Annotated in this window: 27 protein-coding genes; 20 read left to right on the top strand and 7 right to left on the bottom strand. The window is 62.5% G+C overall.

What is annotated here, in order from left to right; translation table 11 throughout:
* The first annotated feature begins 5 nt into the window (after positions 1 to 5).
* The 16 genes from ACAM58_RS21155 to ACAM58_RS21080 all read left to right on the top strand — a co-directional run bounded on the left by ACAM58_RS21155 (position 6) and on the right by ACAM58_RS21080 (position 16015).
* A complete protein-coding gene (locus ACAM58_RS21155; protein ID WP_095744660.1) occupies positions 6 to 791 on the top strand; it encodes a hypothetical protein in 786 nt (261 codons plus the stop codon).
* Positions 792 to 898: 107 nt separating this feature from the next.
* Positions 899 to 3619, top strand: coding sequence for a phage tail tape measure protein (locus ACAM58_RS21150; RefSeq protein ID WP_369663502.1), 2721 nt, complete (start codon positions 899 to 901; stop codon positions 3617 to 3619).
* A 2-nt stretch (positions 3620 to 3621) separates the two neighbouring features.
* Positions 3622 to 4017, top strand: coding sequence for a hypothetical protein (locus tag ACAM58_RS21145; protein ID WP_369663501.1), 396 nt, complete (start codon positions 3622 to 3624; stop codon positions 4015 to 4017).
* A 2-nt stretch (positions 4018 to 4019) separates the two neighbouring features.
* On the top strand, positions 4020 to 7604 hold the full coding sequence (locus ACAM58_RS21140) for a hypothetical protein (protein ID WP_369663500.1): 3585 nt from the start codon (positions 4020 to 4022) through the stop codon (positions 7602 to 7604).
* Positions 7605 to 7625: 21 nt separating this feature from the next.
* Complete coding sequence (locus ACAM58_RS21135) at positions 7626 to 8834, top strand: hypothetical protein (RefSeq protein ID WP_369663499.1); 1209 nt, start codon at positions 7626 to 7628, stop codon at positions 8832 to 8834.
* Positions 8835 to 8837: 3 nt separating this feature from the next.
* A complete protein-coding gene (locus ACAM58_RS21130; RefSeq protein WP_369663498.1) occupies positions 8838 to 10346 on the top strand; it encodes a LamG-like jellyroll fold domain-containing protein in 1509 nt (502 codons plus the stop codon).
* Entirely contained in the window at positions 10343 to 10753 is a 411-nt protein-coding gene (locus ACAM58_RS21125) for a hypothetical protein (RefSeq protein WP_369663497.1), read from the top strand. Before ACAM58_RS21130 ends, ACAM58_RS21125 begins: the two co-directional genes overlap by 4 nt.
* Positions 10746 to 12638, top strand: coding sequence for a hypothetical protein (locus tag ACAM58_RS21120; protein WP_369663496.1), 1893 nt, complete (start codon positions 10746 to 10748; stop codon positions 12636 to 12638). The genes ACAM58_RS21125 and ACAM58_RS21120 overlap by 8 nt, the downstream gene beginning before the upstream one ends.
* A 2-nt stretch (positions 12639 to 12640) precedes the next feature.
* Positions 12641 to 12874 carry a hypothetical protein gene (locus ACAM58_RS21115; protein ID WP_369663495.1) on the top strand — a complete coding sequence of 78 codons (234 nt, stop codon included), beginning with the start codon at positions 12641 to 12643 and terminating at the stop codon, positions 12872 to 12874.
* 19 nt (positions 12875 to 12893) lie between these two features.
* Positions 12894 to 13262, top strand: a complete 369-nt coding sequence (locus tag ACAM58_RS21110; protein ID WP_095744669.1) for a hypothetical protein — start codon at positions 12894 to 12896, stop codon at positions 13260 to 13262.
* Positions 13252 to 13737 (top strand): hypothetical protein, encoded by a 486-nt coding sequence (locus ACAM58_RS21105; RefSeq protein ID WP_095744670.1) that lies wholly within the window; start codon positions 13252 to 13254, stop codon positions 13735 to 13737. The genes ACAM58_RS21110 and ACAM58_RS21105 overlap by 11 nt, the downstream gene beginning before the upstream one ends.
* Positions 13734 to 13919: a hypothetical protein gene (locus ACAM58_RS21100; RefSeq protein ID WP_369663494.1), complete on the top strand. Its 186-nt coding sequence runs from the start codon at positions 13734 to 13736 to the stop codon at positions 13917 to 13919. Before ACAM58_RS21105 ends, ACAM58_RS21100 begins: the two co-directional genes overlap by 4 nt.
* Before the next feature lie 40 nt (positions 13920 to 13959).
* Positions 13960 to 14556, top strand: a complete 597-nt coding sequence (locus ACAM58_RS21095) for a glycoside hydrolase family 19 protein (protein ID WP_369663493.1) — start codon at positions 13960 to 13962, stop codon at positions 14554 to 14556.
* Complete coding sequence (locus ACAM58_RS21090) at positions 14553 to 14921, top strand: DUF6527 family protein (RefSeq protein WP_369663492.1); 369 nt, start codon at positions 14553 to 14555, stop codon at positions 14919 to 14921. Before ACAM58_RS21095 ends, ACAM58_RS21090 begins: the two co-directional genes overlap by 4 nt.
* Complete coding sequence (locus ACAM58_RS21085) at positions 14918 to 15469, top strand: hypothetical protein (RefSeq protein WP_369663491.1); 552 nt, start codon at positions 14918 to 14920, stop codon at positions 15467 to 15469. The genes ACAM58_RS21090 and ACAM58_RS21085 overlap by 4 nt, the downstream gene beginning before the upstream one ends.
* A gap of 219 nt (positions 15470 to 15688) precedes the next feature.
* Complete coding sequence (locus ACAM58_RS21080; RefSeq protein WP_369663490.1) at positions 15689 to 16015, top strand: HNH endonuclease; 327 nt, start codon at positions 15689 to 15691, stop codon at positions 16013 to 16015.
* Here the strand turns inward: ACAM58_RS21080 and ACAM58_RS21075 are convergent.
* The 4 genes from ACAM58_RS21075 to ACAM58_RS21060 form a co-directional block, all read right to left on the bottom strand.
* Entirely contained in the window at positions 15970 to 16191 is a 222-nt protein-coding gene (locus ACAM58_RS21075) for a hypothetical protein (RefSeq protein ID WP_369663489.1), read from the bottom strand. The two genes, ACAM58_RS21080 and ACAM58_RS21075, sit on opposite strands and share 46 nt — an antisense overlap.
* Positions 16192 to 16315: 124 nt before the next feature.
* Positions 16316 to 17146, bottom strand: coding sequence for a hypothetical protein (locus tag ACAM58_RS21070; RefSeq protein WP_369663488.1), 831 nt, complete (start codon positions 17144 to 17146; stop codon positions 16316 to 16318).
* Between the two features lie 43 nt (positions 17147 to 17189).
* Positions 17190 to 18488: a Y-family DNA polymerase gene (locus tag ACAM58_RS21065; RefSeq protein WP_369663487.1), complete on the bottom strand. Its 1299-nt coding sequence runs from the start codon at positions 18486 to 18488 to the stop codon at positions 17190 to 17192.
* A 1-nt stretch (position 18489) separates the two neighbouring features.
* Complete coding sequence (locus tag ACAM58_RS21060; RefSeq protein ID WP_369663486.1) at positions 18490 to 18930, bottom strand: LexA family protein; 441 nt, start codon at positions 18928 to 18930, stop codon at positions 18490 to 18492.
* Between the two features lie 83 nt (positions 18931 to 19013).
* Between ACAM58_RS21060 and ACAM58_RS21055 the strand changes: the two genes are divergently transcribed.
* From ACAM58_RS21055 to ACAM58_RS21040, 4 genes are all read left to right on the top strand, one after another.
* The gene (locus ACAM58_RS21055) at positions 19014 to 19985 is read left to right on the top strand and encodes an SOS response-associated peptidase family protein (RefSeq protein ID WP_369663485.1); all 972 of its coding nucleotides are present in this window, start codon (positions 19014 to 19016) and stop codon (positions 19983 to 19985) included.
* A 255-nt stretch (positions 19986 to 20240) separates the two neighbouring features.
* The gene (locus tag ACAM58_RS21050; protein ID WP_369663484.1) at positions 20241 to 21122 is read left to right on the top strand and encodes a DNA adenine methylase; all 882 of its coding nucleotides are present in this window, start codon (positions 20241 to 20243) and stop codon (positions 21120 to 21122) included.
* A 56-nt stretch (positions 21123 to 21178) separates the two neighbouring features.
* A complete protein-coding gene (locus ACAM58_RS21045; protein WP_369663483.1) occupies positions 21179 to 22096 on the top strand; it encodes a DGQHR domain-containing protein in 918 nt (305 codons plus the stop codon).
* Between the two features lie 190 nt (positions 22097 to 22286).
* Positions 22287 to 22934 carry a hypothetical protein gene (locus ACAM58_RS21040; protein WP_369663482.1) on the top strand — a complete coding sequence of 216 codons (648 nt, stop codon included), beginning with the start codon at positions 22287 to 22289 and terminating at the stop codon, positions 22932 to 22934.
* Positions 22935 to 23106: 172 nt separating this feature from the next.
* On the opposite strand, the gene ACAM58_RS21035 is transcribed toward ACAM58_RS21040, so the two are convergent.
* The 3 genes from ACAM58_RS21035 to ACAM58_RS21025 all read right to left on the bottom strand — a co-directional run bounded on the left by ACAM58_RS21035 (position 23107) and on the right by ACAM58_RS21025 (position 24306).
* On the bottom strand, positions 23107 to 23412 hold the full coding sequence (locus tag ACAM58_RS21035; protein WP_369663481.1) for a hypothetical protein: 306 nt from the start codon (positions 23410 to 23412) through the stop codon (positions 23107 to 23109).
* Entirely contained in the window at positions 23409 to 23957 is a 549-nt protein-coding gene (locus ACAM58_RS21030) for a hypothetical protein (RefSeq protein ID WP_369663480.1), read from the bottom strand. The genes ACAM58_RS21035 and ACAM58_RS21030 overlap by 4 nt, the downstream gene beginning before the upstream one ends.
* A gap of 133 nt (positions 23958 to 24090) precedes the next feature.
* A complete protein-coding gene (locus ACAM58_RS21025) occupies positions 24091 to 24306 on the bottom strand; it encodes a hypothetical protein (protein ID WP_369663479.1) in 216 nt (71 codons plus the stop codon).

Raw genomic sequence — 24306 nt, 5'->3', positions numbered from 1 at the left:
TCGCTATGCCTATCTCGCACACCAAGACGGAACTGTCGGCCCCTCGTGGCCGGCTTCGTCTGGACATCATGAACGCCCTCGAGGAACTCACGGGCGAAGAAGAAATGGGCAACTGCCCGGCCTTCGTGCTGACCATCGATTCGGAGAAGGCCGAAGAATTCTCGGCTGAGAGCGCGGCCAGTGAACTCATCGGCACGCTGACTGGCAAGGTCAAGCGAACCGCCAAGATCACTTGCAACAACATGAGCATGGCGACCTATCAGCGCTTTCTCGCTGCGACGAGTGAGGTGGTGGTGCAGGCTGCCGTGGCGGTCACTGCCGAGCTGCGCACCGTCGTGCCCGGCAAGATCTATCAGCTCGGCCAGACGGCGGCGAACCCTATCGGGGTACGCAATGTCACTGCCGTGACCGTCAAATCCGAAGACGGCACCACGCCCTATGTGGCGGGAGAAGACTTCAACGTCGACCCCGAAACCGGCGCGGTGCAGATCATCGCCGGCGGCGGCATCGTGGCCGGCGTTGTGCAGTTCGGCTACACGCCCGTGGCTGGCTCGTACACGCGCCTGAAGACCGGCGGCAACACGTCCTTCCTCTCCGCCATCCGCGTGGTCGCGGACAACGCGGCGGGCAGCAACAAGGACTGGTACATGCCCCGCTGCAGCCTCACGCCGTCCGGCGACCTGCCCATCGTGTCGAACGAAGTCGAGTTCGTGAAGGTCGAGTTCGACGTTGACGTTCTCAAGTCTGCGAACGCGGAGGCGGTCTACGTCGGAGGCCGACCGGTCGCCTGATCGAACGCCCGTCCCCGCGCATCGCCGCGGGGGCGTGGTGACGCATGCGGCTTCGTGCAGAGGCTCCATGCGCCGCCATCGCCCCACTCATCTGACCTTCTCTCCCTGTGGCCATTAAGCCGATTCAGATTCTTATCAATGCCAAGGACAACGCGTCCTCGGTGTTCGACAAGCTGCAGCAACGCGTGATCGCTTTCGCGGTGCTGGTGGCCGGCTACTTCGGCATCCAGGCCTTTGCGGGCTGGATCAAGGGCGGCGCCGACCTCGAGCAGGCACTCAGCCGCGTGCAGTCGGCCACGGGTGCCACCGCGGCGGAAATGCGGCTGCTGCGCAAGGCGGCGGTCGACGCTGCGGCCGACACCCGTTTCAACTTCACCCAGTTGGAGGCGGCGGGCGCGCTCGAGAACCTGGCGAAAGCGGGTCTGAGCGTCAAGGACGCCATTGCCACTTTGCCTGCTGCAATGCAGCTCGCCCGGGCCGGCGACATCGAGCTTGCAGGGTCGGCGGAGTACCTGACCAAGATCGTCAACGGTCTGGGTCTGTCGTTCACGGAGTCGGGGCGGGTGGCCGATGTGCTCGCAAAGGGCGCCAACGCGACGAACACCAGCGTGACCGGCCTGGCGCAGGCGCTCAGCTACGCGGCGCCCCTTGCGAACACGCTCGGCCTCGGCCTCGAGTTCACCGTCGCGATCATTGGCAAGTTCGCCGACGCCGGCATCGACGCCAGCCGCGCGGGTACTGCCCTCAACAGCATCCTCGCGCAGTTCTCCGACCCGGCGAGCAAGTTCCGCACGGAGCTGGCCGCGGCCGGGATCACGTCGACCAATTTCGAGAAAGCGCTGCACGAGCTTGCCGCGGCCGGGCCAGCAGGCCAGCGTGCTATCGCTGCGGTGGGGCAGGAGGCCGGCCCGGCATTGCGTGCCCTGCTGAATCAGGGTGTCGGCAAGCTCGATGAGTTGAAGAAGTCGCTGCAGGATGCCGGCGGCAGCGCCGCGGCCACGGCGGCCATCATGCAGGCCAACCTCAACGGCGCGCTCGCGAGCCTGCGCACCGCGTGGGATTCGGCCGCCAACGCACTGACCACGCCAGTCCTGCCGGTTTTGAAAGAGGGCGTCGAGCAGCTCGCGGGGGCTCTGCGCGGGGCCGTTGCAGACGGCACTATCGGGCGCTTCGGTTCGGCCATCGCATCCGCGTTCCAGAGTGGTATGAAGTGGGTGCGCGAGTTTCTCGGCACCGTTGACTTCGCCGCCGTCACAGCGCGTGCTCAGGCGTTCGCCGAGCGCATCGGCGCGTTGCTCGACAGCTTCGGGCAGAAGGCACAGACCACGAGCAACATCGTCCAGACGGTCTGGGGTGTCATGGCCGGCGGGGCGAATGTCGTGCTTGCAGCGATGTTCAAGATCGCCGAGGGCATGGCGAACGTGGTCAGCGCCGTGCAGTCTGGGCTCGCGACCATCATCTCCGGCCTGGCAAAGATCACCTTCGGTGATCTTTCGACCGCGTTCAAGGCCGCCGCCGAAGAGGTGCGACTCTCGGCCGAGGCAACTGGGGCCGTGGCCGATGCGTTCGGCGCGAAGGCCGGCGAAGCCTTCGACCGCGCCGCAGAGGGTGCCGAGCAAGCCCGCGCCGGCTGGGCGGGCCTGACCGGCAGCGCCGAGACAACGACCGCCGCTGCCGCCAGCAGTGCGGCAGCCTTCACAAGCATGGCGGCGGAGATGAAGGCCGCGGGTGATAGCGCGCAAGACGCGGGGCAGAAGGCAGCCGGCGCCGCCGAATTGCAGCGGGTGAAGGCGGAGGAAGCCCGCGCGACGGTCGAACGCCTGCGGGCGGAATACGCGCAGGCCATCGCGACCGGCAACCTTGAACTCGCCGCCCAGAAGCTTGATGAGCTGAAGAAGGCGAATCTTGCTGCGGCCAGTTCGGCCAAAGAGAACAGCAAGGCTCAAGAGCAGGCCGCCCTTGAGATTGCCGCGGCGTTCTCTCGCGCTGGCATCGAGACGAAGGCCTCGCTCGAGGTTGCAGCCCAGACCGCGCTTCGCGACTACGAAATCATCCGTGACAGCGGTCAGGCTACCGCCATCGGCCTCGGCGAGGCTTGGAAGAAGGCGGCAGAGGCAGCCATCGCCGCCGGCAATGGTGTTGCTCCCGGCTGGGTGCAGGCGCAGGCCGCGATGCGTGGATTCGAGGTCGTGCTCGACAGTGCGGGGCGCTCGACGGTCAAGCTGCGCGATGCGCAGAACGACGCAATGCAGTCGGCCCATGGCCTGGCCGGCGCGCTGCGCGAGGTCACGAACGCGCGCGAGCGCGATGTCGAGGTGCGCGAGAAGGCCAACGCTCTTAAGGAGCGCGAGAACGCGCTTGAGAACAAGCGTCTCGGCCGCGACGCAAGCGGCTTCTCGACCGACAAGAACGGTAAGACGGTCAACGCCGGCAGTGACCTGGGCACCTTGACGGGCATTGCCGCGTTTCTGAAGGCCGCCGGCGTCAGCGACGAGAAGAGGGCGCGCGCAATCGCGATGGAGTTCGCCGATGCGAAAGGCGACATCCCTTTCTTCAACAACCCGGGCCAGAAGAAGTACGCGGACGGCGGCACGCTGAGTCAAGCGCTGCTCAAAGCGGCGGAGAAAGAGACGTTCTTTGGCAAGGGGAACACGCCCACGGCGATCCCGCAGCCCGAATCGAATCGCACCGTGAACCTGCACCTCAACCTCAACGGCCGCGACTACGGGACGGTCCAAACCAATGCCGCCGGTGCGGACGCCATCGAGGACCTGCTCGCGCAGCTCGGCGCCGCGGCCGGCACGTCTTCCAACCGCCAGAGCCGATAGACATGGCCACTTCGAAATTTCACACGCTCGCTGGCCTGCAGATTCCGCGCGGCATGGTTTGGTCCGATGAGTTCGGATGGAGCCGCGTCGAGAAGAGCCTCGAGTACTCGCTTACGGGCGCGGCCTTGATCGATGCCGGCGTGCGCCTGGCGGGCCGGCCGATCACGCTGCAGGGCGAGGTCGATGCCGGATGGATTCGCCGCGGCGCACTCACGGCGCTGCAGACCCTGGCCGACGCCAACGCTATCGGCGCACACGCGCTCGTGCTGGCCGATGGCCGCTCTTTCACCGTGCAGTTCGCGCCCGGCCTGCCCATCGAAGGCAAGCCGCTCGCGCGGCCCGAGTTGCCCGTCGAGGACTTCCCCTATGTCGCCACCGTGCGACTCATCACCGTCTAACCATGTCCATCTTCGAATCCGATATCAAGCTCGTGGCGACCCAAGTCATGGACGACGTGCCCGAAGGTGGCGGCGCGCCGACCTCGACCGTCATCCCGGATGGCAAGAGCAATGCCATCTTCAAGGACATCAGCGAGGTGGACCGCGCGCAGGGCGACGTGTCCATCATGAAGGTGGCAGCCACCGTGCAGACCCTCAACACCGATACGGCTTTGGGCGGGACGGTCGTCATTTCCCGGCCGCCGCTCGACCCGAACGTGACGGCGACCCTGTTCGTGACCAACGACTTCTTCGACCGCCGCGCCGCGATCCAGAGCCGCTTGGAGGCTTACACGACGCCCGGCGAGGAATTCACCGGCTACCTGCTCGCGAACCATGTGCAGGGGCAGCGCTCCATGCTGATTTTCCAGCGGCCGGGCGCCACCCCGCCGAACGTCAACAGCACGTTGCAGATCGGCGGCGGCGGCAACAGCGAGGCCGTGCGGCTCACCGAAGTCAAGGTGGAAAGCAGAACCTACAGCTATTCCACCGGCAGCGGCTTCGTGGACTATGAAGCGCAGGTGTGCGTCTGCGAACTGCAGAACGGCCTCAAGCACGACTACGCCGGCACCCCGGCCAACCGCCTCTTCGAACGCACGCAGACCGCGGCGGCGATCAATCGCATGCTCGTGGCCGATGCGGCGCGTTTCTACGGCGTGTCGCGGCTGGTGGTGAACGCCACCACCGGCGACCTGTCGGTGAAGGTGGACCGCATCGACGCCCAGATCGCGCCGACTTCGACCACCGAGATCTCGATCACCGACACCTCGGCGGCCGGCTCTTCCATCGCGCTCGTGCGTTCAGGCGCAGGCACCGTCACGCTGACCACCGGCGCGATCTTCGGGCCAAACACCACGCTCACGCTCGGCAATCCCTTCTATGCCGGCACGCTGTCGATTGCGACCGGCGCGGGCACGATCACCGACGACGGCGGCCGGCTCAAGCTCGGCGCTCTGACCATCGGCACGGCTTCCTATGTTGGCGGCACGCTGACGTTTGCGAGCGACGCGCCGCAGATCGGCGGAACGAAGGCGATCACCTTCGGCCCGGCCGCGGCGCCGATTGAGCTGGCCGACTCAGCCTCCATTGCCGTCAATGCCGAGAACCGGCGCGTCAACTACCCGTTGACCATCCTTCCGCCGCCGGCGCCTGGCACCTTGCGTGTGGCCTACCGCGCCGGCGCGAACTGGTACGAGCTGGCCGACGACGGCGCGGGCCGCCTGCGCGGCGCCGATTCGAGCATCGGCTCGGGCACGGTGGACTACACCACCGGCACCGTGGCGCCGACGCTCGGCGTGCTGCCCGACGTGGGCAGCGAGGTGCTGTACTTCTGGGGCGCGAAGGCCAACTACCGCGACCGCAGCGCTGTTCTGCCCGCGGCGGTATTGATCCGGCTGGCGCTCGACAACCAGGCGGCGCAAGCGAGCACCATCGCGGTGGACTGGAACGATGGCGCGGCCCGCCATGCCAGCGACAACGGCAGCGGTGTGCTCACGGGCGACGCCACCGGCCCGGTCAATTACGCGACCAGCAGCATCGACCTGAAGCCGAACACGCTGCCGGCGTCGTCGGTGGCCTTCACCGTGGCCTACAGCCACGGCCTGCCGGAAGCCAAGGCGTTCCAAGCGCCGGCACGCGATGTCGACGGTGGCATCACGCTGAACCTCGGCAAAACCAACATTGCGCCGCGCTCGCTGGCTCTGAGCTGGAATCTCGTGCTGATGTCCACCGGCGGTGTGCCGGCCGACATGTGGGTGCCGCAGAATTTCGCCTCCACAAAGACCATCACGGACAACGGCGCCGGCAAGCTCGTGGATGGCCTGGGCGTCGAGTTCGGCACGATCACCTACGCGACCGGCGTCGCCAAGCTCTACCCGGAGGCGGTCGTGACCGTGCCGGTGCCGCAGTGGGCCGTCAATCAGCTGGGCATCCTGGGCACGGTGCTCTCGCCGGCGCTGCCTGGCGCATTCCGCAACACACTGACGGGCTACACCTATGTGCCGCTCAATGCCACGCTGCCGGCCGATGCCTCGGCCTTGGTGACGGCGGATTTCCGGGTGGCCGGTGCCGGCACCGCGAAGAGCCAGACCTTCAATCAGCCGAAGCTCTCCATCCAGCTCCTGCCGAACGCGAGCGAAGTTGGCGTGCCGGGCAGCGTGAATTTCACGGTGGGCGGGAAGACCTACTTCGACCGGGCGGGTGCGCTGTATACCGATCTCGATCCGGCCACCGGCGCGGCCACGCAGGCCGGCAGCTACGACTACGCCACCAACACGGCCAGCCTCGATGCGTGGCCGGCCTCGGCGTCGAGCACCGTCACGGTGAACAGCCTGCTGACCGCGCTGAGCGGCCAGCCAGTCGAGTACGTGGTGTTCCGCACGCCCGTGGCGCCGATCAGCCCGGGCACGCTGCAACTGCTGGCGACCAAGCTCAATGGCGGCACGATCAATGTCACGGCCGACATGACGGGCCTCATCAGCGGCGCCAACGTGCGCGGCACGGTGGACGCCTCCACGGGCGTCGTGAAGGTGCGCTTCGGCGACTGGGTGACCGCGGCCGGCAACGAGTCGGAGCCGTGGTACCACGCCGATGCGGTCGGCAGCGACGGCAAGATCTGGAAGCCGGTGCCGGTGTTCGCCAGCACGGTCCGCTACAACGCGGTCGCGACCACCTCGCTGCCGGTTGACGCCACGCTGCTGGGCCTCGATCCGGTGCGCTTTCCGGCGGATTGCCGCGTGCCGATCTTCTGGAAGGGCGGGCTCATCGTCATCGGCAACACCAAGCGCCTGCCTGCGGCCGTGGTGTCGAACGGCCAAACGCTCAGCGCCGGCCGCGAACGACTCTCGCGCACGCGCCTCATTGGGGCCGATGGTCTCGCCATCGAGACCGGGTACACGCGCAACCTTGACGCCGGCGAGCTCACGATCACTGATGCCTCGGCCTTTGTGCAACCTGTGATCTACGAACACACCATCGAGGACATGCTGACCCTCACCGATGTGTCGATCGACGGGCGCCTGTCGTTCGCGAGCCGCATCACGCACGACTACACCGCCGGCGACACCTACGTGAGCAGTGCGGTGCGCATGGGCGATGTGAAGGCCCGTGTGTCGCTCCTGTTCGATCAGCAGAGCTGGAACGGCCAATGGTCCGACGGCCTCATCGGCAACCCGGCCGATCCGACGTTCAACGATATCGATTACCCGATCACCGTCACGAACAAGGGCGCCGTCACCGAGCGTTGGCGCATGCAGATCAACGGCAGCGGCACGGCCTACAGCCTCATCGGCGAGCACGTCGGCCAGATCGTGACCGGACAGAGCCTCACGGCCGATTGCGAGCCGGTCGGCCCCTCTGGCGTGCCGTACATGCGCATTCCTGCGGCGGGCTTCGGCTCGGGTGGCTGGCCTGCTGGTTCCGTCATCCGCTTCAACACCGTGGCGGCCACGTTCCCCTTCGTGGTCATCCGGTCCGTCCAGATGGGCGCCGAGACCGTGCTCGATGACTCATTCGAGCTGCTGGTGCGCATCGGCGTGGACCGCCCCTAACGAGAGAGAGAAAGGCCAAGCATGACTTCCGTTGTTGATACCAGCGTTAAATACTTTTCGAGCCTGATGTCGGGCTCCCCGGCGCTGTCGGGCACCGTGGGCTCAATGATTGCCCTTCTGGATGCGTGTCTGAAGGACGGCTTTGACCTGAAGACGCTCACATCGCTCACTGTTGCTGGTGGCGTCGCCACCGCGGTATTCACCGGCACCCACTCCGCCGCGCTGGATTCCGTTGTGCTGATTGCTGGTGTTTCCGGCGGGCCGAGCGGATGGGCGGGGCTCAATGGCGAACAGAAGATCACCGGCAAGCCGGCTCCCACCTCGGTCACGTTCGCGACCAACCTCCCGGATGGAAGCTACTCCGGCACCATCACCATGAAGATGGCGCCGCTGGGCTTCGCGAAGCCCTTCGCGGGTACGAACCTGGCCGCATACCAATCGACCGATCCGGCAAGCACCAAGATGATTCTGCGGCTGGACGACACGGTGGCGACGACCACGCGGGTCGTCGGATGCGAGTCAATGACCGACATCGGCACCTATGCCGGCCTGTTTCCCACGGCACTGCAGATGGCGGGCGGCGGCTACTGGGCCAAGAGCACTGTTGCCAACGCCACTCCCGTGCAATGGATGGTCGTCGGCGACTCCCGGGCCTTCTACATCCACGTCTGCCCGGGCTCCGGTGCGAATGCCGGGTGGAATCAAGGCTACACACGTGGCTTCGGCGATGCGATCGCGCTCAAGCCCGGCGGCGATGCCTTCGCCTGTTTCCTGAGCTACTCCGACGTGAGCACGGCCTCCAACCAATCGAACGGACAGCCCGAATATGCGCAAGGCTCGCTGCAGGCCTTCCCGCGGGCGCCGACCGGGCTCGGCGCATCGCTCTTGAACAACTGCTATCCCTATGTCGGAACGGGGTCGAGCATGTCTGGCATGGACGCTTTCTTCGGGCCATTCCCCAGCATCATCGACGGCGCGTTGCGCGTGACGCGGCGGTACTTTGCGCCGGCCACCAGCGTGCCCCCTCGCGCCGAGGCTCCCGGCCTCTACAGCGTGCCGCACACGCTCGCCTTCGACTCGTTCAAGCTCAACGACCGACAGCCTGGAACGGGCGTGCTCGCGGGCCGCAATTTGATTGCGGTCAACGCGACAAACACAACGATCAATCAGACATCGACCAACGCCACGTCGGGCGTCACGTTCTTCGATGTGACCGGTCCTTGGCGCTAAGCGATGGCAGCGCACCGTTACTGGAGTGCTCGTGCGTTTGCGCCGGCCGCGGGCCGCTCCATCGCGCTGAGCGAGTTTCATCTGTTCGCAGGTGGCGCGCGGGTGGATGGGGCGGCAACGCTTACCGCTGCGGTTGCGCCGGCGGCCGGCTCGCTGGCCGATCTGCGCGACGACGTGCTCGCCACCTCTGCGCGTTGGCCGAGCGCCCAAGACGTGAATCTCCTTTGGGACTTCGGCGTGGGTGGCGCCGTGGATGTGGACGGGGTCCGAGTCGGGTCGGGCAGCACCGGGCGCGCGGAGTTTCCTGTCTTCTGCAGTGTCTGGTTTTCTGACGACGCGGTGACGTGGACGCAACAGGCCGTATGGGCTGGCGACTACCCGGGCGCGAGGGTAAAGATCGCGGGGCACTTCGGATGGCATCCCAATGACATCGCGGTGGTCGCGCAATTGCCTTTCGTGGGAGCCAACGGGTCCGCGGCCTTCTCCGATGATGTGGCCGGCAACGTCTGGACGCCAGCCGGCGGCGCGCAGATCAAAACCGACCAGTTCAAGTGGGGCAACTCGGCCGGCTATTTCAACGGAACGACCGACTACCTTGCAATGCCGTCGCAGGGCTCGCTCAACCTCGGCACGGGTGACTTCTGCATCGAAGTCTGGTTTCGCGTGGGGGCGCTGACCAACCACTACGGCACACTGCTTGCGAACGGCACGCCGACGTTCGGTACCAACAGCCGATTCCTGATGGTCTACGGCAACGCAGGCCCGGTGGTGGCCTCGCGAGGAAAGATCGGATGGGGCGGCGACGGTTCCAGTCTGGGCAATCCAGCGCTGCTGTCCACCACCTTGGTGACGGTCGGCGCTTGGTATCGCGTGAAGGTGATGCGGATCGGCGTGAACGCGCTGATGTTCGTCAACGACGTGCTCGAAGCCACTGTGAACCTGGGCCTCGGTGGCGCTTCGGATTTCGGCGTCTCCGGCACTCGCGTGGGCAACAACGGGTGGGACGGCGCCGCAGGGTTCTTTCAGGGTCACATTGGCGAACTCCGCATCACCCGTGGCGTCGGCGAGCCGGGCGACATTCCCGGCTATGTTCGCCACCCGGTGCCGAAGAAGACTGCCCTCGCGCAGGCTCTGCAGCCCGAGGGGCGGCTGATGTCGCAACTCTACACCGGGGCCTACACCGGTCTTCGGCTCGCGGCCGCCCCGATCCTTATCCGCGGCGACTTCCTCACCGGTGTTCTCGGGAAGGGCAATGGCCGGATTCGCGGCTTCACGCTCGACTATGTGAACCCACTCAACAAGCCGTACCGGTGCCGCGTGGTGCTGATGCGTGAGGCCGGCAATCTCGTGGTGCGCGAGCAATGGTCCAAGGCGGACGGCAGCTACGACTTTCAATACATCGATGAACTGCAAAGCTATTCGGTGGTTGCCTACTACGAGGCTCACGGAAAGCGGGCTGTCGTCACGGATGGCTTGACCCTTGCGAATGGCAAGGTGGAGCTGCTGCCATGAACGTGCTTGCCATCAATGCGATGTTGGCCGGGCCTGGCCTCGTGGCGTACCTGGGCGAAGGCTCACGATTCCTCGTGTGTGGCGGCGCGCAGCCGGCCGAGGGGGGCGCGGTCGCCACACTCTTGGCTGCTGCTGCCCTCGCGCTGCCGGCGGGCGCGGTTGAGTCGGGCCGGCTCTCGCTCGTGCAGGCGGACAGCGCCGGTGACCTGGCACTCGCAACAGGGATTGCGACCTGGGGCCGCATCGAGCTGGCGAATGGCACCTGGGTGGCCGACTTCACCATGAGCGGCCCCTCGGGCTCGGGGCAGGTCAAGCTCGTGGTGCAGAACCCCCCCGAGGGCGATCCTGAGGCGAAGCTCTATCAGGGCGGGACCTTCTTCATCGGTGAGGTGGTCATCGGTGGTTGAGGATCTCGTCTTCCGGCAGCCGCCGCTCGATGGGCCGCCGAACATCCTTGTTTTCGGGGAGCCGGATGAGCCGGCGAGCGGTGCTGCCTATGCGTTCGGGTCCATTCCGCTGCCGGGCTTCTTCGTGTCTGGCGGTGCGCTGGTCACGATGCCGCCGCTTGCGACTGCCGCCGGGGGCATCCCGCTGCCTGTCTTCGCGGTGATTGGCATCGCGCAGTACGACAGCGCAACGCAGCGCCCGCTCGTGGGCAAGGTGTCGTCAGGGTGGCAAGTGGCAACACCGGCGAGCGCCGGCACCGTGGCGCGGCACCAGAGCGCCGCGCGCGGGAATGCGGGCCGCGTGTCGCGCTGGAAGCGCGCCGAGCTTCGGGCGGGCGTTGCGGCGCCGGTATGGCAAGAGGCCGGCCGTGCGCGCAACCAAGTGGCCGCGCGGCACCAGGTGGCCGGATCGATCTCGACTTCGACCGGACTGCGCTGGCAAGAGGCAGGCCGTGCCCGCAATGCGGCGCGGGTTCGGTGGCAGGCGGCGCAGCAGCTCGCGCCGGCGGCGCTGGCGGTGCGCTATCAAGAGGCCAACCGGCTGCGACGCGCCGTGCACTCAGGGTGGCAAGAGGCCGCGACCCTCACGCATCGGCATGGCGAGGGCTTCGGCGTGGCGCAACTTATCGAGAGGGGATGGCGCGTGCGCTGGCAGGCGGCCATGGCGCCGCTGCCGGGGCGCTCGGTCCTCGTGCCGCCCGAGGGCGATCCCTGCTATGTGCCCTCGACCACGCTCGAGTTTCGTGAGCTGCAGAAGCACGCCACCACGCTCATTTTCTTTTGCGAGCGGCACGCGCCGCCGCCTGGCACCGGGCAGACCGTCGTGGTGCCCGTCTTGGAGGTCTATTCCGTGGAAAACAGCATCGCGCTCACGCGCGTGGATGGTGGCGACATCATCGAGGCTCGGGGGTTTTCGATGTCGCTCGATGCGGACTCGTGGACCTGGCGGTGGAGTGCGACCCTGCCGGGCTCGGCGCTGCCCCTCGTTCAAGAGGATGGCAATGGCGACCCGGCGGAGCTGCTGGCGATGGTCAACGGCGTGCCCTATCGGCTCGTGGCCGATGCGCCGGCGCGAGATCGCCGCTTTGCGCGTGCAGACGTGCGCGTGCAGGGGAAGGGGCGCGCCGCGCTGCTCGATCAGCCCTTTGTCTCAGACCAGAATTTTGCGTCTGCATCGGGGCGTACGGCCGCGCAGCTCATGGCGCTTGCCATGACGATCAATGGAGTTAACAACGGCTGGGCCATCGACTACCGCATCGGCGATTGGTTCGTGCCGGGCGGGACGTGGGCCTTTCAGGGCACGCCGATTGCGGCGGTGCTCGACATCGCGACGGCCGCCGGTGCCATCGTGCAGCCGCACAACACCGAGCAGACGCTGCGCATTCTGCCGCGCTACCCGGCCGCGCCGTGGATGTGGCACACGCTCACGCCGGACTACGTGCTGCCCGCCGATGTCGTCTCGGTGGAGGGCATCGAGTGGGTGCGGCGGCCCGCCTACAACCGCGCCTTCGTCTACGGCACCACGAGCGACGGCGTGCGCGGCGACCTCACGCGCAGCGGCACCGCCGGCGACTACGCGGCGCCCATGGTCACCCATCCGCTGATGACGCATGGCGATGCTGCCATGCAGCGCGGCTTGGCCGAGCTGAGCAACACGGGCCGCCAGGCGCATGTGAGCCTGCGCATGCCCGTGCTGCAGGAAACGGGATTGATCTTGCCGGGCTCGCTGGTGCGCTACGACGGCGGCGATGCGTTGCGCCTCGGCCTTGTGCGCGGCATTGCGCTTGATGAGGCCTGGCCGACTCTGCGCCAGACGCTCACCGTCGAAACGTATGTGGAGGTCTGAGCATGAGCCGCAATCCCTACAGCGTCTTCCTTGATCTTCTGCCGGCCAAGCCGCTGCAGATCGCGACCGTGACGGCCGTCGATGGCGACACCGCGCGGCTGGTGCTGCCTGGCGGCGGCGTGCTCACGGCGCGCGGCTTGGGCGCGCGTGCCATCGGCGCCGAGGTGTTTGTCCGCGATGGCGTGATCGAGGGCGACGCGCCCGCCGACATGCCGCTCGTGCAGTTCGTAATTTGAGATAGAGAAGAGGCACCTCATGGACATGGGCGACATCGCCGGCAATCCGATCGCACAGCTTGCGTTCCTCATTCTTTCTGCCGCCGGCGGCTATCAGGTGTGGCGCAAGCAGCAGCCAACCGATGCGAAGGAGCGGGCCGACAGCGAGGGGCAGATTGCCGCACTCGGCACTTGGAAGGAGCTGCTCGAAGGCGAGCGCGCGGCGCGCGTGAAAGCCGAAGAGCGGGCCGACAAGTTCGCGGCCGAAAGAAACGAAGCGTTGAAAGAGCTGTGGGAGATGAGGGGGCAACTCAAGGCAATGAACGAAACCCTCGCCGCGCAAACGACCGAACTCGCCTCGCTGCGCGATCAAGTTCGCCAATTGAAGGAGCAGATCCATGCACAGTGATTCAGACAGCGCGCCGCTCGAGGACCTGCCGCGGGTTCGGCCGCCGCGCCAGTGGCGCCGGCTCTTCGAGACGCTATGCGTCATCGGAAGTCTGTTCCTCGGCGGCTTTGGTTCGGGCTACTTCTGGTCGACGCGCAACGCCGATGCGCAGCTACTGCGCCAGCGCAGCGACCACCTGGCAGAAATCGAGCGGCTGCAGCGGGCCTACGGGCAACGCATCGACCGCGCTGCTGGTGCCGTCGCTGATGCGGCCGTGGCTACGACCAATGCGGCCATGGCGACGACCAACGCAGCGGAAGCCGTAGGCGAGGCTGCGGATCAGGTTGGCACCGCGGCAAAAACGGCCACCTCGGCGGCGATCACCGCCAAGGCCGCTGCGAAGGCCACGGCCGCGGCCCCCGTGCCGTCGTCGGCCGGGGCGGTCAACAGCACGATCAAGCGCGCGAACGAGAGATTGCAAGGGGGGCGCCCATGAAGGCCGTCGCCATCGTTTGGATTGCGCTGGCGCTGGTGGCCTGCGCATCGCCGCCGGCACCAGTCGTTCGCGACTGCCCGGCCCTCCCGGTGCTCCCGGCCAGCCCGACCGCTGCGCAGCGCGGCCAGCACACCGAGGCCCTCGTCGCGCTCTATCTGCGCTGCGCTGGCGTGACGCCATGAATCGACTTTTCAACAAACATTTGCGGGAGTTCTATTGCCCATGATCGACATCCAAACTCTCATCGACTGCACTGGTGCCGCACGCGCGAACGCTGAGCGCTATGCCTGGCACCTCAATGACGGCATCGAGCGATTCGGCATCGCCTCGGCGAGCGCGGTCGCCTGTTTGCTCGGGCAGGTGGCCATCGAGTCCGAGGGCCGCGAGGGGCCGCTGTCGGTGGTCGAGGAAGACCTCTACTACACCTCGCCCGACCGTCTGCGCAAGATTTTTCCGAGCCTGTTCGTCAACGGCCGCTTCCGGGCCGAGGACTATGTACGCAATCCGAAGGCGCTAAGCGAGGTTCGCTATGCAGGCTTCCACGGTCGCGGTCTCATCCAGCTCACCTGGCTCGACGCGTATCGGGCGGCCAGCGATGCGCTGGGGTTTGACTACGTGGGCAGTCCTGGCCTTGTGCTCGAGCCTCTGCACGCGGCGCTTACGGCGTGCTGGTTCTTTGCGGTCTACAAGGGCTGCTTGCCCGCGGCCGAGCGGGGCGATGTCTATGAGATTACCGGCCGGGTGAACGGTGCAGCGCGCCTCAAATTGGCCGAGCGCAAGGCGATCACATCGCGCGCGTACAAGGTGCTGAGCAAATGAGCGCCCTGTCCCGGATATTGCGTGACGCAGAGGGCGGCCGGCTCACGTTCTGGTGTCCTGGCTGCGATGGTGCGCATCAGGTTGCTGTGGGGCCGAAGCTTCACGAGAACGATGCGCGTTGGGGATGCAACGGCAATCCCGAGGCTCCCACGTTCACGCCTTCCATTCTCGTGCGCTCGGAGACTTGGACGCCGCCCGTGACGGCGGAGAACCTCGAGGAGTGGCAGCGTGCGCCGTGGCCTCAGGCGAGGGTGCGCACCGTGTGCCATTCATACGTGACGGATGGCCGCATCCAGTTCCTTGGGGACTGTACGCATGCCCTTGCCGGGCAGACCGTTGACCTACCCGACTGGGCCAACGTATGACGAAATTTCTCGACATCGTTCCGTCATGGTTGTGGGCGCTGCTGTTGGTATTGGCCCTGGCCGTGATAGGCCTCGAGCGCACGCAGGTGCTCAAGGCGCGTGCGGATGTGTCCAAGGCACTGAAAGCCGTCTCCGACGAAAAGCTCGACCGTCAGGCCGAGAACACCCGCCGCGCGCTTGCCGCGCTCGAGGATCTGCAGCGCGTGCTCGCAATGCAGGCCGCCCATGCCAAAGCTCAACAGGAAAACGTCAATGCCTACGAAAAGAAACTGGCCGTGCTCGATGGCCGCCGCCGTGCTGCTGCTGGCGATGCTGAGCGGATGCGCAAGCAATTTGCCGACTTCGCCGCCCGTGATCGGGACCAAGCCGCAAGCGACCCCGCTGCCTGCCAGCGTGTCGCGGATCGATCCGCAGTCCTCGCAGCCATGGCTGCACGAGGTCGAGAGCTACTTGAGCGAGGTCGACTCGTTGTTGAGGGGCGAGACAACGAAGTGCAGCTTCTGCTTGGCACCGTGAAGAACGACCGCGATCTGCTGGCGACACCCTAGTGCGACCACCAGGCCGCGCTGGCGGTCATGGCGTCGAGCGGGGGCTGCCACCGGACGATTGTCTAAGTGGCGCCTGGGTCTTAGAATTTGCATGCTCGGGCTTTCACCCGACCGCGCTGCCAGAAGGCAGTGCACCGCCGGCAAGCGCGACGCACCGGTGCCCGCTCTGCGCGCGATGCGCATCCGGGGACTTCCAAGTTAATCCTTAGGAGTTCCCCAATGCGGGCTCGACATCTTCAATCTTTGAGGCGTGCTGCTTGTCGCGAGCAGGGCGGCGTCTGCTACTACTGCTTGCAGCCGATGCGCGGCGACGTTACCGCGGAGCATCTCCAAGCTCGACGCGACGGTGGCAAGGACACGCGCGAGAACATCGTCGCAGCCCATCGCCTTTGCAATTCGCGGCGACATCAGCTATTCCCGATTGAGGCTCCCGAGCCGGCCGCGTATGCGAACCTGATCGCGTTGGCTAGGGTGGCCGGATTTGATCTTGAGGATCTGGCTCAGGCGCGCTCGCGCAGGATCTCGACTGGGCCTGTTCCGTTGTAGACCGTTTCACCAGTCTTCAGGTTGGCGACGGTCCAACGCTCGTTGCCCGCACCGGGCGTGACCTTGTAGTCTCCTGGCAAGAGCGGAAGCGGGTGGTCATCGCGCACCGCATCGTCGTACCACACAGGTGCGCGCAGGATCGTGGTGGGGACGGGGAAAAAATCAGTCTTGCTCATGCGACGATTGTCGCCGTTGGCCCGCTGCCCGCGCTCGTGGGGATACCACCCTTGAGTTGTATTTGGCGTTTACTGTCTGTAAGTGGTATTGAAGGCTTGACGCCTGCGCTGCGCCTGGAGCGGGCTAGCTGACCAGAGCCTTGATGGACTCGTACCACGCCTGAACCTGTGTCCATGCCGGGGCAATTGTGGGAATGGTCTGAATCGTGTCTTTGATTCCGCCTAGAAGAGCGCCGACTTTTGCGCTGTTCGGTTTCTCTTTTGCCGACTCTTTTTTGACGTCATCGAGAATGTCCAGTGCTTCTGCCCGTCGAACTGGGTCAAGGCTGGCTTGCGTTGACAAATGGACTTGGATCAACTCGAGCGCCTGAGTCAATTCCTGCAGAGAGGTGGTTTGTGTTTGGGTCACATGTGCGATTGCGCCCGGGCCGGTTTGAATGGCACCCACCGCGCCGCCAATGTTGAATGTGTTGCTGACGGCTTGCGCGGTCTGGCCGGTCGACTTCATACCTGTGAGTAGCAGATGAATTTTGGCCGACTGAGTTTTAAGTTCCACAGCGAGGGCCTCTCGCGCTTTCGGCAGTTCGAGACCCGTCGTCATTCGTAAGCCAACGGGTTTTGTCCTCATGTCGCGGGCTGCGATCAGCATCTCGGCCAGCTCGTTGAGGCGGGCGCCATACAGCGTTTGGATTTGACTCACGATGGACGGATCGTTGCTGAGTTTCTCAACTCCAATGGCAATGGAGAGGGCGTCGAAAATCTTTTGGGCTGATGCCTCGATGACGTCGGCGGTCGCACGGTCCATCCGCTGCACTGTCATGCTGGACAAGAAGGAGCCTGCCCGCACCATCTCTGACTGAATTTGAAGGGCGAGCTGTTCGAAGTGCTGAGCGGCTTTGGCTTGTATTCCCTCGCACAGGGCATTGAAGCTGGCGATCGTGGCGGCGGTGAGCATTTCGAAGTGTGGGTAGTGAGCGGGCTTTGCGCACTGTACGCTGCTACGCCCGAGCGATTGGCGCCTGGCGCCAGTCGGTCGTGTATTGGGGCGTTCGGCGCTGCTGTCTCATCGTCCATTCGCGCCTGTCGCCTTCTGTTCCCGTGCTGGCGAGTCGCAGCGTACCCTTGCCGTAGCGGTCGTTGAGAACGTCAACGGCACGATTCAGCTTGCCGCGCTCGCGGCCCTCTTCCGCTTCGAGATCCAGCTCGCCCTGCAAGATGCTGCCGTCGCTCAATTCGAGCAGCATCACGCCTGCTTTCGCGAGGTCGTAGCCTGGCTCAAACAGACACTCCAAACCCAGCACCGCAGCCTGCGTGATCGCGGCAGTGTCGGACGTTGGCCGACGCAGCGGGACTGTCAATGAACGTGCGAAGCGACGGCCGGGCCGGAATGGCGACGTGTGGGCGAACACCAGCACCATGGCCGCTACGCTGCCTTGCCGACGAAGCTTTTCGGCCGCGCGCGCCGCGAACTCGCTCACTGCTTCCACCAACGGCGGTAGCTCGCGTATCGGATGGCCGAATGACCGAGTGCAGGCAATCTCTTTCTTCGGAGCCGGCGCGTCATCCATCTCTATGCAGGGCAGGCCTTGTAGCTCGCGGACAGTTCGCTCCAACACGATAGACCAGCGGCGGCGGACCGTTGCGGGATCGAGGCGGGATAGCTCCAAGGCGGTGGTTATGCCGCCCTCGCGCAACTGATCGCCGATGCGCCGGCCGACGCCCCACACTTCGCCCACCTCTGTGCTCGCCAGCAGCGAACTCACCTCGTCCGGCGTCAGTGTTGAGAGGTCGCAGACCTGGGCCTGCGGGACGGGGTAGGTGCCAGGCTTGCGCTCGGCGACCTTTGCGATGTGGTTCGCGAGTTTCGCAAGGGTCTTTGTCGGGCCGATGCCTACGCAGCAGGGGATGCCTATCCATTGAAGAATGCGCTCGCGCACGGCACGTGCGCGGCCGCGCAGATCGCCTGAAATGCCCGACAAGTCGATGAACGACTCGTCTATCGAGTAAATCTCCTGTTCCGCGCCAAGCCCGGCGGCGAGGCTCATCATGCGGTCGCTCATGTCGCCGTACAGCGTGAAGTTGGCCGACAGTGCCACCAGGCCCGCTTGCTCTTCAAGGTGGCGAAATTCGAAATGTGGCTGCGCCATCTTGACGCCCAGAGCCTTCGCCTCGTCGCTGCGACTGATCGCGCAACCGTCGTTGTTGCTCAGGACGACGACGGGGCGCCCCTGCAGGCTCGGTCGAAAGACCCGCTCGCAGGACACGTAGAAATTGTTGCCATCGACCAGGGCGAACATTTCACGTCGAGAACTGTTTGATGCAGCTCGTGACCACGCCCCACACCTCGACCGACTGGCCCTCAGAGGGCGTTATCTCGGGATAGGTCGGGTTGCCAGCCTTGAGCTTGAGGCGGCCGGCGCGAAGGTAGAGCTGCTTGACTGCGAACTCGCCATCAACAATGGCCACAACAATTTGCCCGTGCCGCGGCTTCAGCGCGCGATTGACCACCAGCAAATCGCCGTTGTCGATGCCCATGTCTCGCATGCTGTCGCCGGCGACTCGGAGCATGAATGTGGCCTGAGGATGGGTGACCAGCACAGTGTTCAGGTCTATGCGCTTTACAAGAAAGTCTTCGGCAGGGGAGGGAAAGCCGGCGTGGACGGTCGCGTCGGCAATCGGCAGCATCAGGCTCTCGGTGCCGAGGGGCACCGGAACTGCTTGCGCCAAAATACTGTTCATACATACAGTATAGGTCGGGCTGCCGCCACGATGTCAAACTGATTACTTACTGGCCTTGTCGGGCAACTGGGAAAGGATTCGCGATGTGCTATTCCGCCGAGGTCCGGGCCGACTATGCGGCGTTCCAGCGCCTCTTTCCTGGCACGAGGGTGTCCATCAAGGACTTCTTCGCGGCGTACTGGAGGCGCAAGCAACAGCCGATGCTGCGATTCCCGAGGGCGATGGATGCCCTGTTCGCCAACCCAGCGAGCGAAGAAGAGCGTGCGGTCAAGGCGCTTATCGATGAGTTCAATGTCACTCAGGCGATGGTGCACGAGCAGACCCTGTTCGCCCAGCGCGTCCGCTTGGTGGACGCTGACAGGAAGTTGCTGGTGAAAGAGACGAAAAAGGCTCTTACCGACAAGCGAGTTGCCACCGACAAGATCGCTAACGCGCTGGCCAAGATCGACGATTTGAAGCGCGTCGAACTGAAGCCGCGCGACTCGCGCATATTCCCGGGCTGGTATGCGCCAGTGCTGGTAATGGATGAGGGCGAGTTGGTCCTCAAGCCGATGCGTTATCTCTGCAGACCGGCAGGCAAGCCGGCCTTCTACGACACGAAATACCCCGGGATTTACAACGCGCGTCGCGACAATCTTCGAAACTTTTGGAAGGGGCAGTTCGGCCGCACGCACGGGCTGATGATCGTGAACGGCTTCTACGAGAACGTGAAGGTGCACGACAGAGAGCACCGCGCGCTCCGGCCAGGTGAGGAGCCTGAGAACGTGGTGCTCGAGTTTCGGCCGCGGCCGACGCAGGACATGCTGATTGCATGCGTCTACTCACACTGGACGCCGCCTGAGGGTTCAGATGAAGAAGCTCTGTGGTCGTTCGCAGCCGTCACCGATGAGCCGCCCCCCGAGGTCGCGGACGCGGGCCACGACCGGTGCATCATTCAGCTTCGCCCTGAGAACGTAGAAGCGTGGCTGACTCCGCAGGCGCGCTCGCTTGATCAGCTAGATGAGATCCTTGAAGACAAGGAAAGGCCGTACTACGAACACAGACTAGCAGCGTGATCCGAGGCATCGAAGTGCTGTTGCGCTGACCAAGTTTGAACCGCGGTTAGGGCTGCTAGAGGCAACTCGGGTGATGTGCGCTGGTCGCCTCATCGATTGGGGCGCTGGTGCGCGCCATGCGCGTGCGCCTAGCCGGCTGGCGCACGCTATATATCATCCGGCGTCGGTAGGCTCACGTCTTCCCGCTGTCATGGACCACTAGGTTTCCCGGACTAGGCTCTCGAAATTTTACGTTACATTCAGTCAATCACTCGTATGCTCTCGCCCGAAAAAAAATCTGCTCCAAAGTCGGAGATCAAAATTAAAGAGACGGTGAACCCCTGCGAAACTATTGATTCGAATTCCATACTTCCCTTTCTTAAATGGGCGGGTGGAAAACGCTGGCTTTGCTCTCACTTGAAGGAAGTGGTCGGCTCAATTGGTGGGCGGTATATTGAGCCATTTCTTGGAAGTGGTGCTGTATTCTTTTCTTTGCGTCCCCGCAGCGCAATTCTTTCGGATAGCAACCGGGAGCTTGTGGCGACGTATCGAGCAATACAGCTACAGCCGTTTGCCGTGGCGAGGCATCTAGCGCTTCATCACTCTTTGCACGGCAAGGAATACTATTACAAGGTTAGGTCAGCCGTGCCTGAAGGCTTCGCCCAAAAGGCTGCACGCTTCATCTACTTGAATAGAACGTGCTGGAACGGACTGTACCGTGTCAATCTAAACGGCGAGTTTAATGTTCCCATTGGCACTAAGACCTCAGTTCTTTTGGGAAGCGACGATTTTCCTTCGACTTCTCAGACGCTTCAGTCAGCAACATTGATTGCTGGGGATTTTGAGGTGGCTATTGATCAAGCGCAGGCGGGTGACGTTGTTTTTTGCGATCCACCCTACACTGTTCGCCATAATAACAATGGCTTTGTTAAATACAACGAACAGTTGTTTGTTTGGCAAGATCAAGTAAGACTGAAAGACTCTTTGGAAAGAGCGCAAGCTCGAGGTGCAAGAGTCTTCGTCACAAACGCAGACCACGAGTCAGTGAGAGAGCTTTATTCTGGAAATTTCAAAACCACGGCACTGAAAAGATTTAGTCCCATCGGCGGGACGAATGCTGTCCGGGGGAAGTATTCGGAGTTGCTCATAAGCGGGTAATCCAGATCAAATCTATGACACAAAATTTCCCATGCATATTAGTGCAGAGTTCTCCTATGGTGCTCTCTGCTGTCATTCCGGGAAGCTGGCTCTTGGCGCATTGCACTCCAACGTGGCGAATAATGCAGCCATTGGATGGATTTCAGAGAGTTGTAAATAAAGAGCGAGCGCAAGCAATCGCCGTCGCCGTCCTTGACCAAAAGCGGACCTTCCCAAACGCGATTGTGCTTGCTTCGGATATGAAGATCGGAAGTATCAAGGACAATTTGATTTCGTTCTCTGATAAGTCTAAGTTTCTTATCGTTGATGGGCAGCATCGGCTCTACTCCCAAACTTTTTCCGATTTTGATGCGCCCTTTATGTGCGTTATTCACTTGGGATTGACGGAAAAAGAAATGGCGGCGCTCTTCCTTGAGATCAATGACAATCAAAAGCGAGTTCCTTCGTCCTTGCGATGGGACTTGTTCCGTTTAACAAGGCCCGATGATGATCCGATAGGAGTTCGGACATCAGACTTGGTATTTGATCTCGCGAGTGACGACAAGAGCACTCTCTATCAGCGTATAGATCTAACTGGCGAGCAGCCCGGAATTTCTCTAAAACAGGGCTCAGTCGCGCCAGCTGTAAAGAGTTTAATTTCAGGTAAGTCAACACTTGCCGGGCTTGGCTACGACGTCCAGTTGAAATTGCTATTCGACTACATTGCCGCCATGAGGGAATGTGATCCTGCGGGTTGGGACAATGCTACATCGCCCCTCTATGGAGCACGAGTATTTCGAGCTGTTATGCGGCTTTTTAATGACATCGTTGATGACACGGGGAAAGATGTAATTACCTTGAAGGCGACTACCTTCTACAAGTATTTGCAGCGGATCGATCTCAATTCTCTTAGTTCGGAAGAAATTAAGGCTAGTCAAGGCACCGCGGGAATTAAGGCGATTTACGACACGCTTGTTGCTCAAGTAATTGTTTGACCAAATGAGATCCCTTTCAACGACTGCTTCGCTGGCGTTCGTGGCCGGGTATACACCCCAACCCTCTGTTGCAGGAGTGGGGGTGCGAGACTATCTGAACTCTGTCAGGCAGAACCAATTCCGGGAGGGTACGCTTCCATTTGATGAACTGCGGTATTGCTTGTTGAGGGAGGCGGAACAGAGTCTCATCATGGCGAGCAATTGCTACGCACGCGGGCTGGAAGGACTGCGCGCGGGTTCGTCTTTTTGGTCCAGTGTGAGCTTTTACTACGCCGCATTTTTCGCAATAAAAACCGTCATGGGCACCTATGGATGCTGGATGGGCGGTCCAAAATCTTGGATTGAAGTAGCGAATGGGAATAGCGGCTCATTTTTGCTTCAATACCGTACTGCAGCCTATGGAACGTTGAGAGGCTCGCATAAGGTGACGTGGGATGCCTACTATGATATGGTTGCGAGGCTATCCGCGTTCTTAACCAGTCCCGAAGCCGTAATTGCCAAAACCCCCGTCTTCAATACAAAGACTTGGCTGATAGATGCTCGAAACGATGTAAATTATTATCCGCAGGAAGCACTTCAGGCGGCACTTGACTTCGATACATCATTCGATCCGCAAAACGTTCCGAATTGTTTTAGCGGTCGCTTGCAAACTTTATTAAAAGTTAGTCAGGCCTGTGTGCTTTTTGCGAAAGAGTCAGCATTGCGAGTCGGGCTGTCCACGGACGTTTGGCAACCGTTGCAGAGTCGGGCTGACTACGTCCAGCAAAAAGTTACAGACCCTCAGGACCCCGCATTGGCGGCATACTTCGCAGCGGAAAAGGTGCAATTGCACTTCTAAGCTGGAGGTGGCTGCAGCCGAACCGATTTGATGGTACGCGCGATGGTATCGTTGACTTAACTCGTTGATACTATTGCAGTTTTTGCTTCCACACTCTCCGCCAGAATGAATCTGAGCAAGTTTCCAAAAGTCCCGCGCAGTCCATGCGACGGGACTTTTGCATTGGGATGCGTCACAAGCCAAAGGTTGCAACTGCAACCACGAACGCCACCCAAAGTGCCCCTAGTGCGACCAAACACATCGTACCGACAAAAAGCACCAGAACGACTATTCTTTGATATGGATTCCGCATCGTCGGAACAAGACGCCAATAAATAAATCCAGCCCAAAGAACAAGTGCAAAAATGAAAATTGGTAAAACTGCTTCTGGCACTTTGGCGATTCGATGCTCGCTCAAGGCCATTGCGCCGTAATTCATTGCGGGAATCGACGCGCCCCACAGAAGCACGTTTAAAGGAAGAAGCCAACTGATTTTCATCTTATCGCTTCGCCTTTGTAGTAGTGCAGAGGCAGAGGATTTTCCCACCCTGGTGATTGGAACCCTGGGGTGGAAATGAGCGGCACATATCCCATTACGCTTCTGAGTAATCCTGCGACGTACGAACTGCTATTGTATTCGCCGGGACGCATCGCTGATTCTCTCAGATTTTTCGGGAATGAGTACGGGGCCACATAGCTTGAAAATCTTTGCGATCGATCAATTATTTTCTGGGCAAATTCTCTTTGTGACATGCCCGACGGTGGTTCCAAAGGGATGCGGACTTTTATCTCGGCAGGAAGTGCGTTGTCGTAGCGATTTGTTTTGATCAGGAAGAAATTCTGATAGCCTGCCTCCAGCATCGACGGTTGTCCGTCAATTACTTTGATTCCGCTGTATGCGTCATCTATGACGATAGAGAAGTGAAGATCGTACGGATCTGGAAAGCTAACTTTCCCAAGCCATCCTGCCGCAACGCGGCCATAGAGGGTGATGGTTGGCTCCGAATGTTGAGCGCGCGCTGCTGAATTTGTCTCCGTGGACATGAGTTCTCCCCGATTGAAACTCAACATCATAGCGAGACGGCTGGCGAATGGATATTGCGTCATTGGTGACGATCTAACTTTGCAAATACCTTGGTTAATTAAAATGTTCTTCTGTTTGCAAATAGTGGATTGTTTAAATATTTTCGACAAAGAGATCAACTGCTGATCGCATCAGCGCGCTTCCTGGTGTTCTGCTGAAGTGCGCGACTCCACACCAGTCCACCGGTCTGTTCTGCACCGAGGACGGCAGCATTTCGCGGGCTGCTGACAGGCTGAGTTCGGTGATGGCTGCTGCGTCCGGACGCGTGACGCGTTTTGTGCTGTCTACAAGTCGCAGCTTGGGCGCCAC

Source organism: Variovorax sp. V116 (genome assembly GCF_041154435.1).
Classification (GTDB): domain Bacteria; phylum Pseudomonadota; class Gammaproteobacteria; order Burkholderiales; family Burkholderiaceae_C; genus Variovorax; species Variovorax paradoxus.
Note: the sequence above shows the minus strand (reverse complement) of the source record. Positions and strands in the feature narration are given on the sequence as shown.

Bases quoted from the DNA above. Each gene is read 5' to 3' on its own strand.
- ACAM58_RS21075 (WP_369663489.1), bottom strand. From the start codon at position 16,191: ATGAGCAAGACTGATTTTTTCCCCGTCCCCACCACGATCCTGCGCGCA.
- ACAM58_RS21040 (WP_369663482.1), top strand. From the start codon at position 22,287: ATGGCGAGCAATTGCTACGCACGCGGGCTGGAAGGACTGCGCGCGGGT.
- ACAM58_RS21100 (WP_369663494.1), top strand. From the start codon at position 13,734: ATGAAGGCCGTCGCCATCGTTTGGATTGCGCTGGCGCTGGTGGCCTGC.
- ACAM58_RS21065 (WP_369663487.1), bottom strand. From the start codon at position 18,488: ATGTTCGCCCTGGTCGATGGCAACAATTTCTACGTGTCCTGCGAGCGG.
- ACAM58_RS21045 (WP_369663483.1), top strand. From the start codon at position 21,179: ATGGTGCTCTCTGCTGTCATTCCGGGAAGCTGGCTCTTGGCGCATTGC.
- ACAM58_RS21030 (WP_369663480.1), bottom strand. From the start codon at position 23,957: ATGTCCACGGAGACAAATTCAGCAGCGCGCGCTCAACATTCGGAGCCA.
- ACAM58_RS21125 (WP_369663497.1), top strand. From the start codon at position 10,343: ATGAACGTGCTTGCCATCAATGCGATGTTGGCCGGGCCTGGCCTCGTG.
- ACAM58_RS21115 (WP_369663495.1), top strand. From the start codon at position 12,641: ATGAGCCGCAATCCCTACAGCGTCTTCCTTGATCTTCTGCCGGCCAAG.
- ACAM58_RS21080 (WP_369663490.1), top strand. From the start codon at position 15,689: ATGCGGGCTCGACATCTTCAATCTTTGAGGCGTGCTGCTTGTCGCGAG.
- ACAM58_RS21085 (WP_369663491.1), top strand. From the start codon at position 14,918: ATGACGAAATTTCTCGACATCGTTCCGTCATGGTTGTGGGCGCTGCTG.
- ACAM58_RS21105 (WP_095744670.1), top strand. From the start codon at position 13,252: ATGCACAGTGATTCAGACAGCGCGCCGCTCGAGGACCTGCCGCGGGTT.
- ACAM58_RS21095 (WP_369663493.1), top strand. From the start codon at position 13,960: ATGATCGACATCCAAACTCTCATCGACTGCACTGGTGCCGCACGCGCG.
- ACAM58_RS21145 (WP_369663501.1), top strand. From the start codon at position 3,622: ATGGCCACTTCGAAATTTCACACGCTCGCTGGCCTGCAGATTCCGCGC.
- ACAM58_RS21140 (WP_369663500.1), top strand. From the start codon at position 4,020: ATGTCCATCTTCGAATCCGATATCAAGCTCGTGGCGACCCAAGTCATG.
- ACAM58_RS21135 (WP_369663499.1), top strand. From the start codon at position 7,626: ATGACTTCCGTTGTTGATACCAGCGTTAAATACTTTTCGAGCCTGATG.
- ACAM58_RS21130 (WP_369663498.1), top strand. From the start codon at position 8,838: ATGGCAGCGCACCGTTACTGGAGTGCTCGTGCGTTTGCGCCGGCCGCG.
- ACAM58_RS21035 (WP_369663481.1), bottom strand. From the start codon at position 23,412: ATGAAAATCAGTTGGCTTCTTCCTTTAAACGTGCTTCTGTGGGGCGCG.
- ACAM58_RS21055 (WP_369663485.1), top strand. From the start codon at position 19,014: ATGTGCTATTCCGCCGAGGTCCGGGCCGACTATGCGGCGTTCCAGCGC.
- ACAM58_RS21155 (WP_095744660.1), top strand. From the start codon at position 6: ATGCCTATCTCGCACACCAAGACGGAACTGTCGGCCCCTCGTGGCCGG.
- ACAM58_RS21090 (WP_369663492.1), top strand. From the start codon at position 14,553: ATGAGCGCCCTGTCCCGGATATTGCGTGACGCAGAGGGCGGCCGGCTC.
- ACAM58_RS21070 (WP_369663488.1), bottom strand. From the start codon at position 17,146: ATGCTCACCGCCGCCACGATCGCCAGCTTCAATGCCCTGTGCGAGGGA.
- ACAM58_RS21110 (WP_095744669.1), top strand. From the start codon at position 12,894: ATGGACATGGGCGACATCGCCGGCAATCCGATCGCACAGCTTGCGTTC.
- ACAM58_RS21050 (WP_369663484.1), top strand. From the start codon at position 20,241: ATGCTCTCGCCCGAAAAAAAATCTGCTCCAAAGTCGGAGATCAAAATT.
- ACAM58_RS21060 (WP_369663486.1), bottom strand. From the start codon at position 18,930: ATGAACAGTATTTTGGCGCAAGCAGTTCCGGTGCCCCTCGGCACCGAG.